The sequence below is a fragment of the Sphingomonas melonis genome, assembly GCF_013409985.1.
In the GTDB taxonomy this organism is placed as follows: Bacteria; Pseudomonadota; Alphaproteobacteria; order Sphingomonadales; family Sphingomonadaceae; genus Sphingomonas; species Sphingomonas melonis_A.
Genome location: NZ_JACCBY010000001.1, coordinates 1012406 through 1026320, shown reverse-complemented (window position 1 = coordinate 1026320; position 13915 = coordinate 1012406). Strand labels below are relative to the sequence as shown.

Below are 13915 nucleotides of genomic sequence, written 5' to 3'. Positions count from 1 at the left end.
ATACCGCCGTGCACACATCTGGGAAGGGCCGCAACGGCGACTATGTCGTCCGTATCCCGCGTCCGGCGGACCCGCTCGGCCATGCGCTGCGCGGCGTATTCGGCGAAACGCCGATGCCCGAGGATCTTCAGGCGCTGCTCAACCGGCTGAACCGCGTCACTCACTAGGCGCTGGTAGGGGCGGACCGGCAGTCAGCAGACGCCAGCCGCTCGGCAGATAATCCGTCGACATATAGAAATAGAACGCGCAGCTGCCGTCCGACCGATAGCTGCCGCCCTTGAGGATGCCATAAGCGGTGTCGCCGAGGAACACGGGGCTGCCGCTGTCGCCGCTCTTGCACACCGGCCCCGCCACGGTCGTCCAGGTCGGCAGGCAGGCGCCGCCGCACAGGTCGCCGGCCGGAGCGAAGTCGGTCAGTTCGACCTGCGAGCAACTATAGCCGGTCCGTTCGCCGCGATGGCACACGACGTCACCCGCCCGCACGCCGGCACGGCCGCGGGCGCCGGTGACCGGCCGGCTGACCGTCTTGGCGGTGTCGGCGAAGAACAGCGGCGCGAGCGCGGTCGCGCTGGCATTGATCTGCACGTCCTGATGCCCCCAGCCCCATTGCCCGACGAACGGCAACGCCTGCTCGTGCCCCTCGGCGTCCCGGCCGCTCAGCTCGTCCGGGCAGTGCGCGGCGGTGGCGAGCCCGGTGCGGCTCCCGTCGGTGACGACGAAGCCGGCGGTGCACAGATAGCGATGCGTATCGCCCGGCACCTGCCCGACCACCCGCGCTCCGCCCTGGATGCCGCCCATATCGAGCGCCGGCTGATCGACGACGCGCAGCCGCACCGGCACGTGCGTCAGCGCCGCCAGCCGCTCGGCGAGCGGCCCGGCCCCCTCGCGCGCTACGTCGCGACCGGAGACGACGGCGACCAGTTCGCCGCTGCGCTGGTCGATGCCGAGACCCGGCGGCGCGATGAGGCTGGCGCGGATCGCCGCCTGATAGGCGGTGATCGCCTGCATCAGCCCGGTATGACTGACTGGCGCGCCGGCGCGGAACGTCACGTGCACCGGCGTGCCGTCGATGTCGATGATCCGTTCGGGCTCGGCGAGCGCGCCGGTCAGCGTCACGACGATGTGGAAATCGGGTCGATGCTCGATCGCGATGCCCGTCAGCCGGTCGGCAAAGCTCTCGGCGATCGCATCGGTGATCGGGACGGTTGCCTCTTGCAGCCAAAGGTGGCGGATCGCTTCCTCGACCGGGACGCCCAGCCGGTCGGCGACAGCGGCAGCATCCTGCGCCCGCGCCGCGTCGATCGACTGAAGGGGCGGCGCGGTGACGGTAGGCGACGTGGTAATCGTCGGGGAAACTATCGGTGGCGGGGCGACGAGCGACTGCGCCGCCGCGGGACCGCTCGCCCCCACCACGCACGCCCATAGCAAGACCCGAAGACACCGCCCCACGCGACCCTTCTACCGCGGCAAACTGGCCCGTCGATGAATGGATTCTCGCGTAGAGCGGCGATCGATCAGAAATTGAGCCGCGCCGTCCCCAGGATGGAGCGCGGCGCCCCCGGCAGGTTGAGCAGCGCGGACGTTCCGTGGCCCGCGACGATATAGCGGGCGTTGCCAAGGTTATAGGCATTGAGCTGGAGCCGCACCGGCCCGGCGACGACCCAGCCGACCGCATCGAAGGTGACATAATGCGGCAGCACCGTCGTGTTGGCGGGGTCCGCCCAGCGGTCGCCAACGTAGTTGACGCCGCCGCCGAGGCCGACGCGTCCCGCGAACGTCTTGGTGACGAAGCCGTTGGCGGCATGACGCGGCGTGATCGTCGCGCCCTTGCCGGCGAGCTCCGGCCGCGACGAGGCGGTCACCTCCGCATCGAGATAGGCATAACCGGCGATCGCCTGGAAGCCGGAGGGCAGCGACAGCTGGCCCGACAGTTCGACGCCCCGCGTCCGCTGCGTCCCGACCGAGACGAGCTTGGTCGGCACGAGCGGGTCGGCGCCCTTGATGCCGGTCCGGCGCAGGATGAACGCCGCCGCCTGCAGGTTCAGCCGCCCGCCGAGCAGCGTGTATTTGGCGCCGACTTCCTTGTTGGTGGTCTGTTCGGGCGCGATGTCGGCGTTGTTGGCAGCGAGCGCGAACGTCTCGGCCGACGGCTGGAAACTGCGGCTCCAGGAGAGGTAATAGGATTGCGCCGCGTCGGGCTGGTAGACGAGGCCGGCGCGCGGGCTCCAGCTGCGATCGGTCCGCGCCAGTCTGGCCGCGACCGGCAGACGCTGATCGGTCGTCTGGATGAACCAGTCATGCCGCACCCCGACCAAGGCCTTGAAGCCGTGGCCGAGGTCGGCGAAATCCTGCGCGTAGAGGCCGCGCGTGTCGAACACGCTGACGCTGCTGTTGCTGATCGCGGTGAACTTCGTCTGGTCGACCACCGGCAGCACGGGCCGCAGCAGCGACGTCACCGCGACCTTTGCCGAGGCGAAGGTATCCGCGCCCTTCACCTGCCGCGCGATCTCGAAGCCATAGAGCAGCACGTGATCGACCCCGGCGAAGCGGACATGCTGGGTCAGTTCGGCCTGATTGGACCAGCCCTCCTCGTCGCGGTTGAGCCGGCCGTGCTGGAGCGTCACCGTCCCCGCCACCGCATCGACCGCCGAGGGCAAGGTGCTGTTGCGCAGCAGCCTGTAGTCGTAGTGGCGGAAGCCGTCGCGGAAGCTCAGCGCGTCCGACAGGCGGTGCGTCAGGATCGCGGTCTGCGAATAGACCCGGCTTTCCGCGGTATCCACGTCGCGCGCATTCGCGGCGCCATAATAGGTCGACCGCGCGACATCGACCGGCCGCCCCGCGATCGCCGGAATACCCAGGTCCATCAGCCGCTTGTCGCGCAACGCATCCGCCTCGACATACAGCGTCGTGTCGCCGCCCGCGCCGAACAGCAGCGACGGCGCGACCGTGACGCGGCGCAGGAACTGCTGGTCGCGGAAGCTGTCGTCATCCTCCACCGCGCCGGTCAGGCGAAATCCGACGCCGCTCTTCGGGTCGAACCGGCCGACATCCCATTCGCCGCGGCGGCTGGCGAAGGCGCCGACCGACAGCGTCGCCGCGGTGACATCGACATCGGGCCGCTTGAGCACCCGGTTGACCAGCCCGCCCGACGAGCCGCGCCCGTACAGCACCGCCGCCGGCCCCTTCACCACCTCGACCCGCTCGGTGTTCGACAGGTCGCGGAAGTAGAGGGCGTCGTCGCGGAAGCCGTTGACGAACTGGTCGGCGATCGCGGTGAAGCCGCGGATGTTGACCTGATCGCGCTGGCCGTCCCCCGCCGCGAAGCTCACCCCCGGCACGTTCTTGAGCGCGTCCTGCAACGACAGCGCGCGCTGGTCGAGCAGCACCGGCGCGCTGACCACGGCGATCGACTGCGGGATGTCGCGCAACGGCACCGGGATCTTGGCCAGGCCGGTATCGCTCGGCGCATAGCCCTGGCGCATGCCGTTGACGATGATCTCGTCACGATCGTCGTGCTCGTCCTGCCGGCTCTGCGCGACGGCCGGCGCGACGAGCGCGCAGGCGAGCGTGACGGCAACGGCGATCCGCGCGCCAACTGCGTGAACGGACATAGCTTCCCCCTGTTCTAATGCTAGTGGTTCGCATTAGTATGAATGGAGAGAGCCGTAAAGTATGTCCGCAATGATCCTAAGGCCGGATCGACATTCAAGCTTCGGAGAAAACGCCTGTCCCGCCAGAGCGGTCTATCGCCTGTCGATGTTCGGTTGGGTTCGCCGCCTTCCCGTCCACCCCGTCACCCCGGACTGGTTTCGGGGTTCACCCTGCGGCGAGGAGAACGGCTTGATTTGACACCGTTCCCTTGCGGCCCGGTGGACCCCGGAATGAGCCCGGGGTGATGGATACGAGCAGGACGCCGATCGAACCTCATCACCGCAACCATAAGCAATAGCCAGCCGAAGAAAGCTCCTCCCCCGCCGGGGGGGGGGAATGTGGCTGAATGCCGATCCCGCCTAGCTTACGGCTGCCAGTTGGGCCGGTAGGAGGGATCGAGCCGGCGGTCGGTGAAATAGGCGGCGCTGATGAAGGCGAGATGGGTCAACGCCTGCGGGAAATTGCCGATCGGATCGCCGCGCAGATCGAGCTCTTCCGAGAACAGGCCGAGCGGATTGGCATAGGCGATGCCCTTGGCGAGGGTCATCTGCGCCTCGTCGAGCCGGCCGGCGCGGGCGAGGCATTCGGCGTACCAGAAGGTACAGGTGGTGAAGGCGCCCTCCGTCCCCTCCAGCCCGTCGGCGTTGCGATAGCGGTAGACGAGGCCGTCGTCGCGCAGATGCTCGCCGATCGCATCGAGCGTCTTGAGCCAGACCGGATCGGTCGACGAGACGAACCGAACCAACGGCATCATCAGCACCGCCGCATCGAGTTCGGTGCCGCCGCGGTCCTGGACGAAATAGCCGTGCTCGGGGTGGCGGAAGTTGCTCCAAATATCCTCGACGATCGCGTCACGCGCCTCGGCCCAGGCGACCAAAGGCGCGGGCAGCGAGCGCTTCTTCGCCAGCCGGATCGCACGATCGAGCGCCACCCAGCACATCAGCCGCGAATGGAGGAAGTGGCGCGGCGCCGAGCGCATCTCCCAGATCCCTGCGTCGGGCTTCTGCCAGTTGGCGATGACATAGTCGATCATGCCGCGCACGTGCTGCCAGCCGGCATGGTCGATCGCCGCGCCATATTTGTTGGAGAGGTAGACGCTGTCCATCAGCTCGCCGAAGATATCGAGCTGGCTCTGCGCATGAGCGCCATTGCCGATCCGCACCGGCCGGCTGTCGGCATAGCCCGCGAGATGCGGCAGTTCCTGCTCGTCCGCCGCTTCCGATCCGTCGATCGCATACATGATGCGGATCGGATTATCGCGGTCGGCGGCCATCACCCGCTGGCTCGCCCAGTCGCGGAAATGCTCGGCCTCGTCGATGAAGCCGAGGCGCATGAAGGCGTAGACGGTGAACGAGGCGTCGCGGATCCAGGTCGCGCGATAATCCCAGTTGCGCCCCGCCCCGACCGCCTCGGGCAGCGAGAAGGTCGCCGCCGCCGCGATCGAGCCGTGCCGGTTGGAGGTCAGCAGCTTCAGCGCCAGCGCCGACCGCAGCACCTCCTCGCGCCAGCGCCCGCGGTAGCTCGCCCGCGACAGCCAGCGCCGCCATGCCGCCGTCGTGGCGGCGATCTCGGCGTCGACGCTCGCCTCGTCGGGCCGACGCAGCGCGTCCTCGCCGAGCACGAACCACGCGCTCTCGCCACGGCTCAGCGTAAAGTTCGCCCCGGCGACGCCGTCGCCACAGGTCAACGGTACCGACGCATAGAGCCGCAGCGTCAGGTCGCGTCCGGTGAAGCGCACGCCCTCGTCCGCCGCCGCCGCCTGCGGCACCTCGCGCGCATAATCGAAGCGCGGCCGGCAATGCGCCGTGAAGGCGACGGTGCCGCGGGTCACGGTGACCCGGCGGATCAGGCAGCGCGCCCGGCGTTCCGGGTGCACGCGCGCATCGGGATGCGGCATCATGTCGACGATCTCAACGCTGCCGGCCGCCGCCATCCAGCGCGTGGTCAGCACATTGGTATCGGGGACGTAGATTTGCAGCACGCGCGGCGCGTCGAGCGCCGGCCGGATCGCGAAGGCCCCGCCGCCGTCGGCATCGAGCAGCTCGGCGAACACGCTCGGGCTGTCGAGCGACGGCCAGCACAGATAGTCGATCGTCCCGTCCGCCGCGACCAGCGCCGCGGTTTCCATGTCGCCGATGATGCCGTGATCGCCGATGCGCCGTAGCGGCGCGACGCCGGCGTCATCCATTGTCGCGGAATTCTGGGTAGAGCGACATGCCGCCATCGACGAACAAAGTGGTGCCGGTGACGTAATCCGCCGCGTCGGAGGCGAGCCACACCGCGGCACGCGCGACATCCTCGGGTTCGCCGATCCGGCCATAGGGGATCAGCCGCAGCAATTTGGCCAGCGCCTCGTCGCTGTCCCACGCCTCCTTGTTGATCGGCGTGCGGATGGCGCCCGGCGCGATCGCGTTGATGCGGATGCCGTCGCCCGCCACCTCCTGCGCCAGCGTGCGGGTCAGCATCCGCAGCCCGCCCTTGGCCGCCGCATAATTGACGTGGCCCGCCCAGGGGATCAGCTCGTGCACCGAACTCATCGCGATGATCGTACCGGCGCTGCGGGCGGGACGGCCGTCCCTGGGTTGCGACCGGAAGCGCCGGATCGCCTCGCGTGCGCACAGGAACTGGCCGGTCAGGTTGATGTCGATGACCGTGTTCCAGTCCTTCAGCGTCAGGTCGGCGACCGGCGCGTCTTTCTGCACGCCCGAATTGGAGACGAGCACGTCGATCCGCCCGAACGCCTCTGCCGCGGTGTCGAACAGGCGGGTGACGTCCTGCTCCTGCGACACGTCCGCCTGGACCGCGATCGCCCTGCCGCCGCCGTCGGTGATGCGCGTCGCGAGTTCCTCGGCGCTCTCCTCGTCGGAGCGATAGTTGACGACGACCGCGGCGCCAGCCTCGGCAAGCCCCGCCGCGACGGCATGGCCGATCCCCGAACTGGCGCCGGTGACGATGGCGGTATGACCTTCAAGGGCAGACAAGGGCTGATCTCCAATGGCTTGTCGATCGCTGCTGAACGGTCGAGCGGGCCAGGAGATGCGTGTCAGCCGATCGGATCGCCGTAGAACAGCCCACGTCCGTCGGTGCCGACATAGACGCGGCCGGCGCGGCGCGGATCGCCGGCGACGACGCGGTAGCGCCCGCCCCAGCGATGCGCCGCATCGTCGATCCGCCGCCACGACGCACCGCGGTCGGTCGACCGCCAGATGCCGCGCACGCCGCTCTGGCTGCCGATCGCGAACACCGCGCCCTTGCCCAGGCCGAACAGCTCGACCGACAGCCCGCCGCTCGCCGGCACGAAGCTGACGCCGCCGTCCTCGCTGCGGAACAGCGCGGTGCCGACCTGCAGCCACAGCCGTCCGGCGGCCTCGGGCGCGGCGACCAGCGCGCTCTGCGATTCCCGATTGCGCGCCTGCGCGGCACGCAGGTCGGCCGGCAGGCCGCGGCCGGCCACCGGCAAGAAGCGCATGCCCGCGTCACGCGACACCAGCAACCGGCCGGCGGCGGCATCGACCGCGTAGAAGATCGCCGCATCGGCCTTGTCGGACACCGCGCGCGTCCGCGGCGGCAGGCCGTGCACCGGCTGCCAGCTGCGACCGCCGTCGCGGCTCCGCTGCGGCTCGCGCGCGGCGACGATCATCGTGCCGCCGTCCGCCGAGACGGTGACCGGCGTCTCGCCGTTGAGATCGTCGCGTGCCGGCGGATTGCCCTGCGGCGGCAGGCGCAGTGGCGTCCAGTGCCGCCCGCCGTCCTCCGAGCGCGCCAGGCTCGCTTCGCGCGGCCGGTCGAGATACAGGCTGCCGCTGCGCACGATCACGTTCGGCGCCTTGCCGGCATAATCGAGCATGTTGGTGTTGGAGAGATAGGGATTGGCGAACGTCGGCTGCGGCGAGCGATCGAGATCGTCGTGGACGAAGCCGGCGAGATCGCCGAACCCCGACACCACCGGCGCGCCACCGGTCGGCGCGATCAGCGTGATGACCGCGGTCTGCTCGATGCCGCGCACCCACGGCGCCCAGTCGACCGTGCCGCGCGCCGGCAGGCGCTGCGCCGCATAGACGGTGGCGCCGGTGGTATAGGCGATATGCCCCGCGTCGAACGGATCGATCGCGAGGCCGGAAATCCAATGGCCGAAGTCGGCGCCCTTGCCTTCGTGGAGGAGGAAGGGCGTCGCCGAAACGTCGCGGCGGCTGCGCGCACCGATGTCGTCCCAGCGTGCGCCATCGTCGCGGCTCAGCCACAGCGAATCGCCGGCGCGATAGCGGTCGATCGTCGACACCGCGACGGTGCCGGGTGCAGACCGCGCCACGGCGACGCCGAGGAAGCCACCCTCCGCCCCGCTCGCGCGCCACGCCGGCGGCGTGACGTCGCGGCCGGCACCACGGGGATCGAAGCGCCAGACCGCGCCGGTCTTCACGTCGCTCGGCCCGATATCGCTGGCGAAACCGACCCACAGCACGCCGCGCGCATCGATCACGCCCTTCGCCGCCAGCAACTTCGGCCCCGCCACCGCAGTCCAATGCGCGCCGCCGTCGTCGGAACGATAGAGCGACGGTCCGCCCGGATCGGCGATCCCCGCCCACAGTCGCTGCGAGCCCGTCCCCACCCGGCCACTGGTCGGATCGATCGCGACGAAGGACACGCCGCCATGGCTGCTCCGCCGCTCCGGCCGGCCCAGCCCGCGATGCGGGAAGCCCGCGACCTTCGTCCAGTGCAGGCCGGCGTCGCGGCTCTGCCACAGGCCGTCATGGCGCGAGCCGAAGAACAGCCGCCGATGATCGTTGGGGTCGATCGCGAGCCGTTCGCCGAGACCCCGCCCCGGCTCGTTGCCGCCCATCGCGAACGGCATCGGCACCACCCGCCACGTCCGCCCCCGGTCGCCCGAGCGCAGGATCGCCGCCGGCGCGCCGGCATTCATTCCCGCCGCCATATAGACGACCGCCGCGTCGACCGGATCGGGCGCGATGCTCTCGATCCCCATGTAGCTGGACACGTCGTTGCCATCCTGCAACGGCAGCCAGCGCGCCAGCCAGGCATCCCAGCGATAGGCACCGCCCATGTCGGTGCGCAGATAGGCGAGATCGCGCTCGACCGGGCTGAACACGATATTGGGCGCATAGCCCCCCGCCCCGACGGTGACGTTGGTCCAGCGATAGGGGGTCGCCGCCTGCTGTGCGGGGGATGCCGCGGGCATGGCGAGCGCGGCCAGCACGATCGGCAGCGTAGGCCAAAACCGCCTCCGTTTGCCCTGAGCCTGTCGAAGGGCCTGAGTCTCACGGTGCTTCGACAAGCTCAGCACGAACGGACGGGGATTGATCATCGCTGCAACCCTCTCGATCAGCGCGCCATCGGTTCCAGCGTCGCCAGCACCACGTCGTTGCTGCGCATCGACAGCCGCAGCGTATAGCCGCCGTCCCGCCGGACCTGGACGACGCGCGTGATCTCCGGCGTGTCGGTGGTGAGCGCCTGCAATTCCGCGATCTGCGCGGGCGTCAGCGTCTTGGGCGACCCCATTGCGAGATAGCGCGAATGCGCGTCGTTCTTCTGATAGCCGGTCCGGCGGACCGCCACCCGATACCGCCCCGGCGCCAGATGCGTCAGGCGCAGCTCCGCCGCCGCGGCCGGCGTCGCGGGCAGCAGCTTGGTAAAGAACGGCCGGTTGCTCAGCGTCTGCTTGGGCTGCTGCCAGTTCCACACCAGCACGTTGGTGCGCCCGCCCTCGGTGGTCGCCAGCGCCTGCGCATCGCCCAGCGCGATCTCCGGCCCGTGCAGCGCGTGCAGATATTTGTACGCGAACCACGCCGGCTTGCGGATGCCCTCGCGGTTCATCAGCCCGAAGCCGCCATGGAACGGCGTCGGCGGCGGCCCGGCTTCCTCGAACAGGTCGCTATAGGTCCAATAGCTCATGCCCTGCGCAAGACCGCGCGTGGCGCGCAGCTTGGTCAGGATATAGGGCGCGCTGACATAGGAATCGTGGACCGGATCGCGCGGATTGTAGCTCGCGCTCCATTCGGTGAAGAACAGCGGCAGGCCGGGGAATTTCGACGCGTCGATCTGCGCGCGCACGCGGCGGACGTCGCCGACGATCGCATCGGGATTGGTCGACAGGCGATTGTCGTCCTCGCCCCGCTCGTCGAGGAAGCCGCCGTCGACCCCATAGGTGTGCGTCGAGACGAAATCGATCGGCACCTTGCGCGCCGCGGCATAGTCGAGCAGGTCAGGCACCCAGTCCGCGCCCGCGGTCGCCGGGCCGCCGACACGCAGCGCCGGGTCGATCGCCTTGATCGCCCGCGCGCTCGATTCATAGAGGCTGAGATAGGCCGCTTTGTCGGCTTTTTCCCAGAAGCCGGCGAGGTTGGGCTCGTTCCACACTTCGAAATACCAGCTGCGCACCTCCGCCGCGCCATAACGCTGGCGCAGGTGGCGGACATAGGCGTCGATCAGCTTCGCCCAGCCCTCGGCCTGCGGGTGCGAGGTATTGCCCTTCCAGTAGAAGATCGTCTGGTTCGACGTCTTGAGCGCGTCCGGCGTGAAGCCCAGTTCGACGAACGGCTTGATCCTGCGCGCGAGCAGCGCATCGTAGAGCTGGTCGATCTTCGTCCAGTCGTAGACGACCTTGCCGTCGCGCATCGTCACCGTGCCGAGCGCATCAGAAAAGATGTCGTGGAAGCGCACGTAGCGGAAACCGAGTTCGCGCACCGCCGTGTCGAGCTGGCCGAGGCTGTCCGGGCGGATCAGCGTGCCGGCATAATCCGATCCCACGGACAGGTCGAAGGCGCGATCGATCGGCGCACCCGCACGCGCCACATCGACGTCGATCGCCCGCACCGGCGCGGGTGCCGGCGCCGCCGACGCTGCGGCGGCAAGACAGAGCAGCGCACCAGCGCCGAAACGGAACGGGAGCGTCGTCATGGCAGTCCTTCGGGTCTGGAAATGGCAGACGCCCCGCCCGCCGGTCGGCGCGCGGGGCGTTTGGTCGACTAGAAAGCGAGGCTGATCCCGGTCGAGATACGGCGATCGCTCTGGAACCAGCTCCGTCCGTACAGCTTGCCGCCGGGGTAGCCGCCCATCAGCGTCCGCTGCGTCGCGCCGAGGATGTTGGTGAACTGGACACCGAACGAGAAATTGTCGGTGACCTTGAACCGCGCACCGCCATCGACCGTACCATAGGCATCGCCATAGACCGGCAGCGCGATCTGGATCGCCTGCCCATTGGCCGGCGTCGCCGGTGCCGCGTAATAGGTGTAGGTCGGGTTGGTCCCGTTGCTGTTGGTCGTCTGCAGGTAACGCGAGCGCCACGAGTAAGCGACGCGGAACGACACGGCCTGCTTTTCGTAGAGCAGGGTCACGTTGGCGTTGTGCTTCGACAGGCCGATCAGCGGCGCATCGCTGCGGGTGACGCCATTGATGTCGCGATACAGATCGCCCGGGTTCTTGCTGTCGATGAACGTATAGTTCGCCTCGAACCCGAGACCGCTGAGCACGCCGGGCAGCATGTCGAGGAAGGCACGGCCGCCGACCTCAACGCCCTTCACCGTCGCCGCCTTGGTGGCGTTGATATAGTCGGTCGCTGCCGCGCTGACGTTTTCGCTGGTGCCGTCGATGTATACCACGGTGACCTGGCGCTGGGTCAGCGAATAGATCGGCAGATCGGTCAGCCGCTTGTAGAAGGGCGCCACGTGGAAGGCGGTGCCGGGGCGCGCATAATATTCGAACGACAGATCGAAGTTGTTCGACATGGTCGGCTTGAGCAGCGGATTGCCCGTGTCAGCCGTGAAGTTGGTGAAGAAATTCGGCAGGCTGCTGCCACCGTCGACGTTGCCGGGGTTGCTGGTCGTCGCCACACCGATGCTGCCGGACGCGCGCAGTGCATTGAAGGTCGGCAGATCCATTGTGACGTTGTAGCCGCCGCGGATCTTGATCTTGGCGTTGGGCGCATAATCGACGTTGATCGACGGCAGCCAGCGGGTGAATTCCGCCTTGCCGCCGCGGGCGAGGAACGTCTGCCCCAGCGTTTGGGTCTGGCCGTTGCGGATGAACGTATTGGCGTTCTGCTGGATAAAGCCGCTGCCCTCGTTCTGGATGTTGACGACGCGCACGCCGACATTGCCCGAGACGCCGCCGTCCGGACGACCGAAGCGCGCCAGCGCATAGGCCGCCTTGGTGATCGTCTTGTTGTTGACCTGGTCACCCGGCAGCACGAAGCCGGCAGGACGGCTGATTGCCGAGCCGCCCCCGTAACCGCTGCCGGCGGGCAGCAGACCCGACGACGAACAATTGCTCCACTGCGGGTTGGCGACGTTGTCCGTCGCCGGATTGTTGTCATCGTCAATCGTGGCAGGTCCACAGAAGCCCGCCGGCGGCGACGCCACCAGACCGCTCCGGTTCGCGGCAAAGCGCTCCGCCAGATCCTTGCTCGCGAACATCAGATTGCCCGGCAGCGTCGTCTCGCCGCGGAAGAAGTCCTTGAAGGCGTGGAAGGTCGTGTCGCCCGGCGCGGCGTTCGCATAGGTCAACTGCGGATCACCGTTCCAGCCGCGGCCCAGCGCGCTCCAATTATAGCCGTTGGACAGGTCGCGCTCGGTCCGCTTCGCCGCACGCGCGCCGACCTTGATCGCCTTCAGGAAACTGTCGTCGAACGAATATTCGGCGTCGAGGTTGGCCGAGTCGAGTCGCCCCTTGTTGCGCTCGTTGTGCGGCATCGACGCCGACCAGAAATAGTTGGCCGGATTGGCGAATCCCGCCTGCGTCTCGGGCGACACGGTGATCCGCGGCAGGTCCCCGGTCAGGTCCATGCCGAAGCCGGTGCCGAAGCTGACGTCACGGAAGATGTCGAGTCGATCGTAGATCTGGCGCGAATCAACGCGCTGCAACGCGCCCTTCAGCGACAGATGGCCGTCGGTCGGCACATAGTTGAAGGCCAGCGAATAATCGCGGGTCCGCGTGTTGCTGTCGACGAATCCCTTGTTGCCGCCGCTGTTGATCGTGTTGTTGTTGGGCAGCAGGCTCGACGTGTCGCGGGTGAACAACCGGTCCGTCTTGGTCAGCAGACCATTGTTGTCGAAGCTGCTGCTCGCCGGATCGACCGCCAGCGCCTGCGACTGGACCTGCGCGCCGAAATCGCTCGACTGGCTCTTGTAGCGCGACTGGAAGAAGGTGCCGCTGAACGTCAGGTCGTCGGTCGGCGCCCACTGCACCGCGCCATAAATGCCGTAGCGGCGATACTGGAACGCCTCGTCGCCATAAGTGAAGCCGCCGGGGATATAGTAATCCTTACCGCCGATGTTCTGCTTGAAATAGGGCTCGGTGCGGATGAACTGCGACAGCGAGCTGAACTGGCTGTAGGCGACGTCGGCGAGCACGCCGATCTTGCCGATCGGCGTATCGAACGTCTTGGTGGCCAGTACCGAGGCGACGGGATCGGCCTTCTGCGCCATGTCGCCCATGCCGAGCTCGCCGGTCGCGGCCATGTGGAACTTGCCGTTGAAATCGAACGGCATCTTGGTGCGCAGGTCGATCTGGCCGCCGGTGCCGCCCTCGATCAGGTCGGCGGTGGACGCCTTGTAGACGTCGACCGCGGCCATCAGCTCGGGCGTGACGTCGCTCCACAGGATCGCGCGGCCGTTGTTGGCGCTGAAGATCTCACGGCCGTTGAGGCGCGAGGCGACGCCGGTCAGACCGCGGACCTGCACGCCCGAACCCTGGACCGAGAAGTGATCGGGATCGCCCAGTGCGGCGAACCGCACGATCGACACGCCCGACACGCGCTGGAGCACTTCGGTGATGCTGTTGTCGGGCAGCTTGCCCGCCTCGTCGGCAACGACCGAATCGATGATCGTCTCGCTGCGGCGCTTGCGCTCGTCGGCGGCCTGCAACGCGGCGCGGCGGCCGGTGACGACGATCTCGTCACCGCCCGGCTGGTCGGCGGACGCGGCGGCGGGCTGGGTGCTGGTCTGGTCGCCGGCAGTGGTCGCGGCCTGACCGGTGGTCTGGGGAATGGCGCTGGTGTCGGCCTGACCGAAGCCGGCCGCTGCGGCGGGCGACGACACGGCGATCATCCCCAGCACGAGCCCGGACACGCCGGCTCGCAGTGCGGCGTTGAATGCCGGACGGCGACCGTCCGTGCTCACAATGTATGTCATCCCCAAACCCTCTCCGGCGCCTAACCGACGCTAAAATCTGAATTCACGCCTTATGACAGCGTTATCAATTTCATTAGTGGATCAGCTTATCAGCAGCAATTGCCATTTTGGGACACGACACC

8 protein-coding genes are annotated in these 13915 nt (G+C 68.2%); 1 reads left to right on the top strand and 7 read right to left on the bottom strand.

The window, feature by feature from the left end:
- Positions 1-8: 8 nt before the first annotated feature.
- Positions 9-167, top strand: coding sequence for a hypothetical protein (locus tag HD841_RS04865; protein ID WP_179506859.1), 159 nt, complete (start codon positions 9-11; stop codon positions 165-167).
- Here HD841_RS04865 and HD841_RS04860 read toward each other — a convergent pair.
- From HD841_RS04860 to HD841_RS04830, 7 genes are all read right to left on the bottom strand, one after another.
- Positions 157-1410: a S1 family peptidase gene (locus HD841_RS04860; protein ID WP_218845363.1), complete on the bottom strand. Its 1254-nt coding sequence runs from the start codon at positions 1408-1410 to the stop codon at positions 157-159. The genes HD841_RS04865 and HD841_RS04860 overlap by 11 nt on opposite strands.
- Positions 1411-1514: 104 nt before the next feature.
- Entirely contained in the window at positions 1515-3611 is a 2097-nt protein-coding gene (locus tag HD841_RS04855; RefSeq protein WP_179507709.1) for a TonB-dependent receptor, read from the bottom strand.
- 404 nt (positions 3612-4015) lie between these two features.
- Complete coding sequence (locus HD841_RS04850; RefSeq protein WP_179507708.1) at positions 4016-5839, bottom strand: glycoside hydrolase family 15 protein; 1824 nt, start codon at positions 5837-5839, stop codon at positions 4016-4018.
- Positions 5832-6632, bottom strand: a complete 801-nt coding sequence (locus HD841_RS04845; RefSeq protein WP_179507707.1) for an SDR family oxidoreductase — start codon at positions 6630-6632, stop codon at positions 5832-5834. Before HD841_RS04845 ends, HD841_RS04850 begins: the two co-directional genes overlap by 8 nt.
- A gap of 62 nt (positions 6633-6694) precedes the next feature.
- Entirely contained in the window at positions 6695-8971 is a 2277-nt protein-coding gene (locus HD841_RS04840) for a WD40/YVTN/BNR-like repeat-containing protein (RefSeq protein WP_257015238.1), read from the bottom strand.
- 17 nt (positions 8972-8988) lie between these two features.
- Complete coding sequence (locus HD841_RS04835) at positions 8989-10563, bottom strand: GH39 family glycosyl hydrolase (RefSeq protein WP_179507706.1); 1575 nt, start codon at positions 10561-10563, stop codon at positions 8989-8991.
- A gap of 68 nt (positions 10564-10631) precedes the next feature.
- Positions 10632-13781: a TonB-dependent receptor gene (locus HD841_RS04830; RefSeq protein ID WP_179507705.1), complete on the bottom strand. Its 3150-nt coding sequence runs from the start codon at positions 13779-13781 to the stop codon at positions 10632-10634.
- Between the last annotated feature and the right edge of the window lie 134 nt (positions 13782-13915).

Coding starts and splice junctions, on each gene's coding strand:
- HD841_RS04855 (WP_179507709.1), bottom strand. CDS start 3,611: ATGTCCGTTCACGCAGTTGGCGCGCGGATCGCCGTTGCCGTCACGCTC.
- HD841_RS04835 (WP_179507706.1), bottom strand. CDS start 10,563: ATGACGACGCTCCCGTTCCGTTTCGGCGCTGGTGCGCTGCTCTGTCTT.
- HD841_RS04850 (WP_179507708.1), bottom strand. CDS start 5,839: ATGGATGACGCCGGCGTCGCGCCGCTACGGCGCATCGGCGATCACGGC.
- HD841_RS04840 (WP_257015238.1), bottom strand. CDS start 8,971: ATGATCAATCCCCGTCCGTTCGTGCTGAGCTTGTCGAAGCACCGTGAG.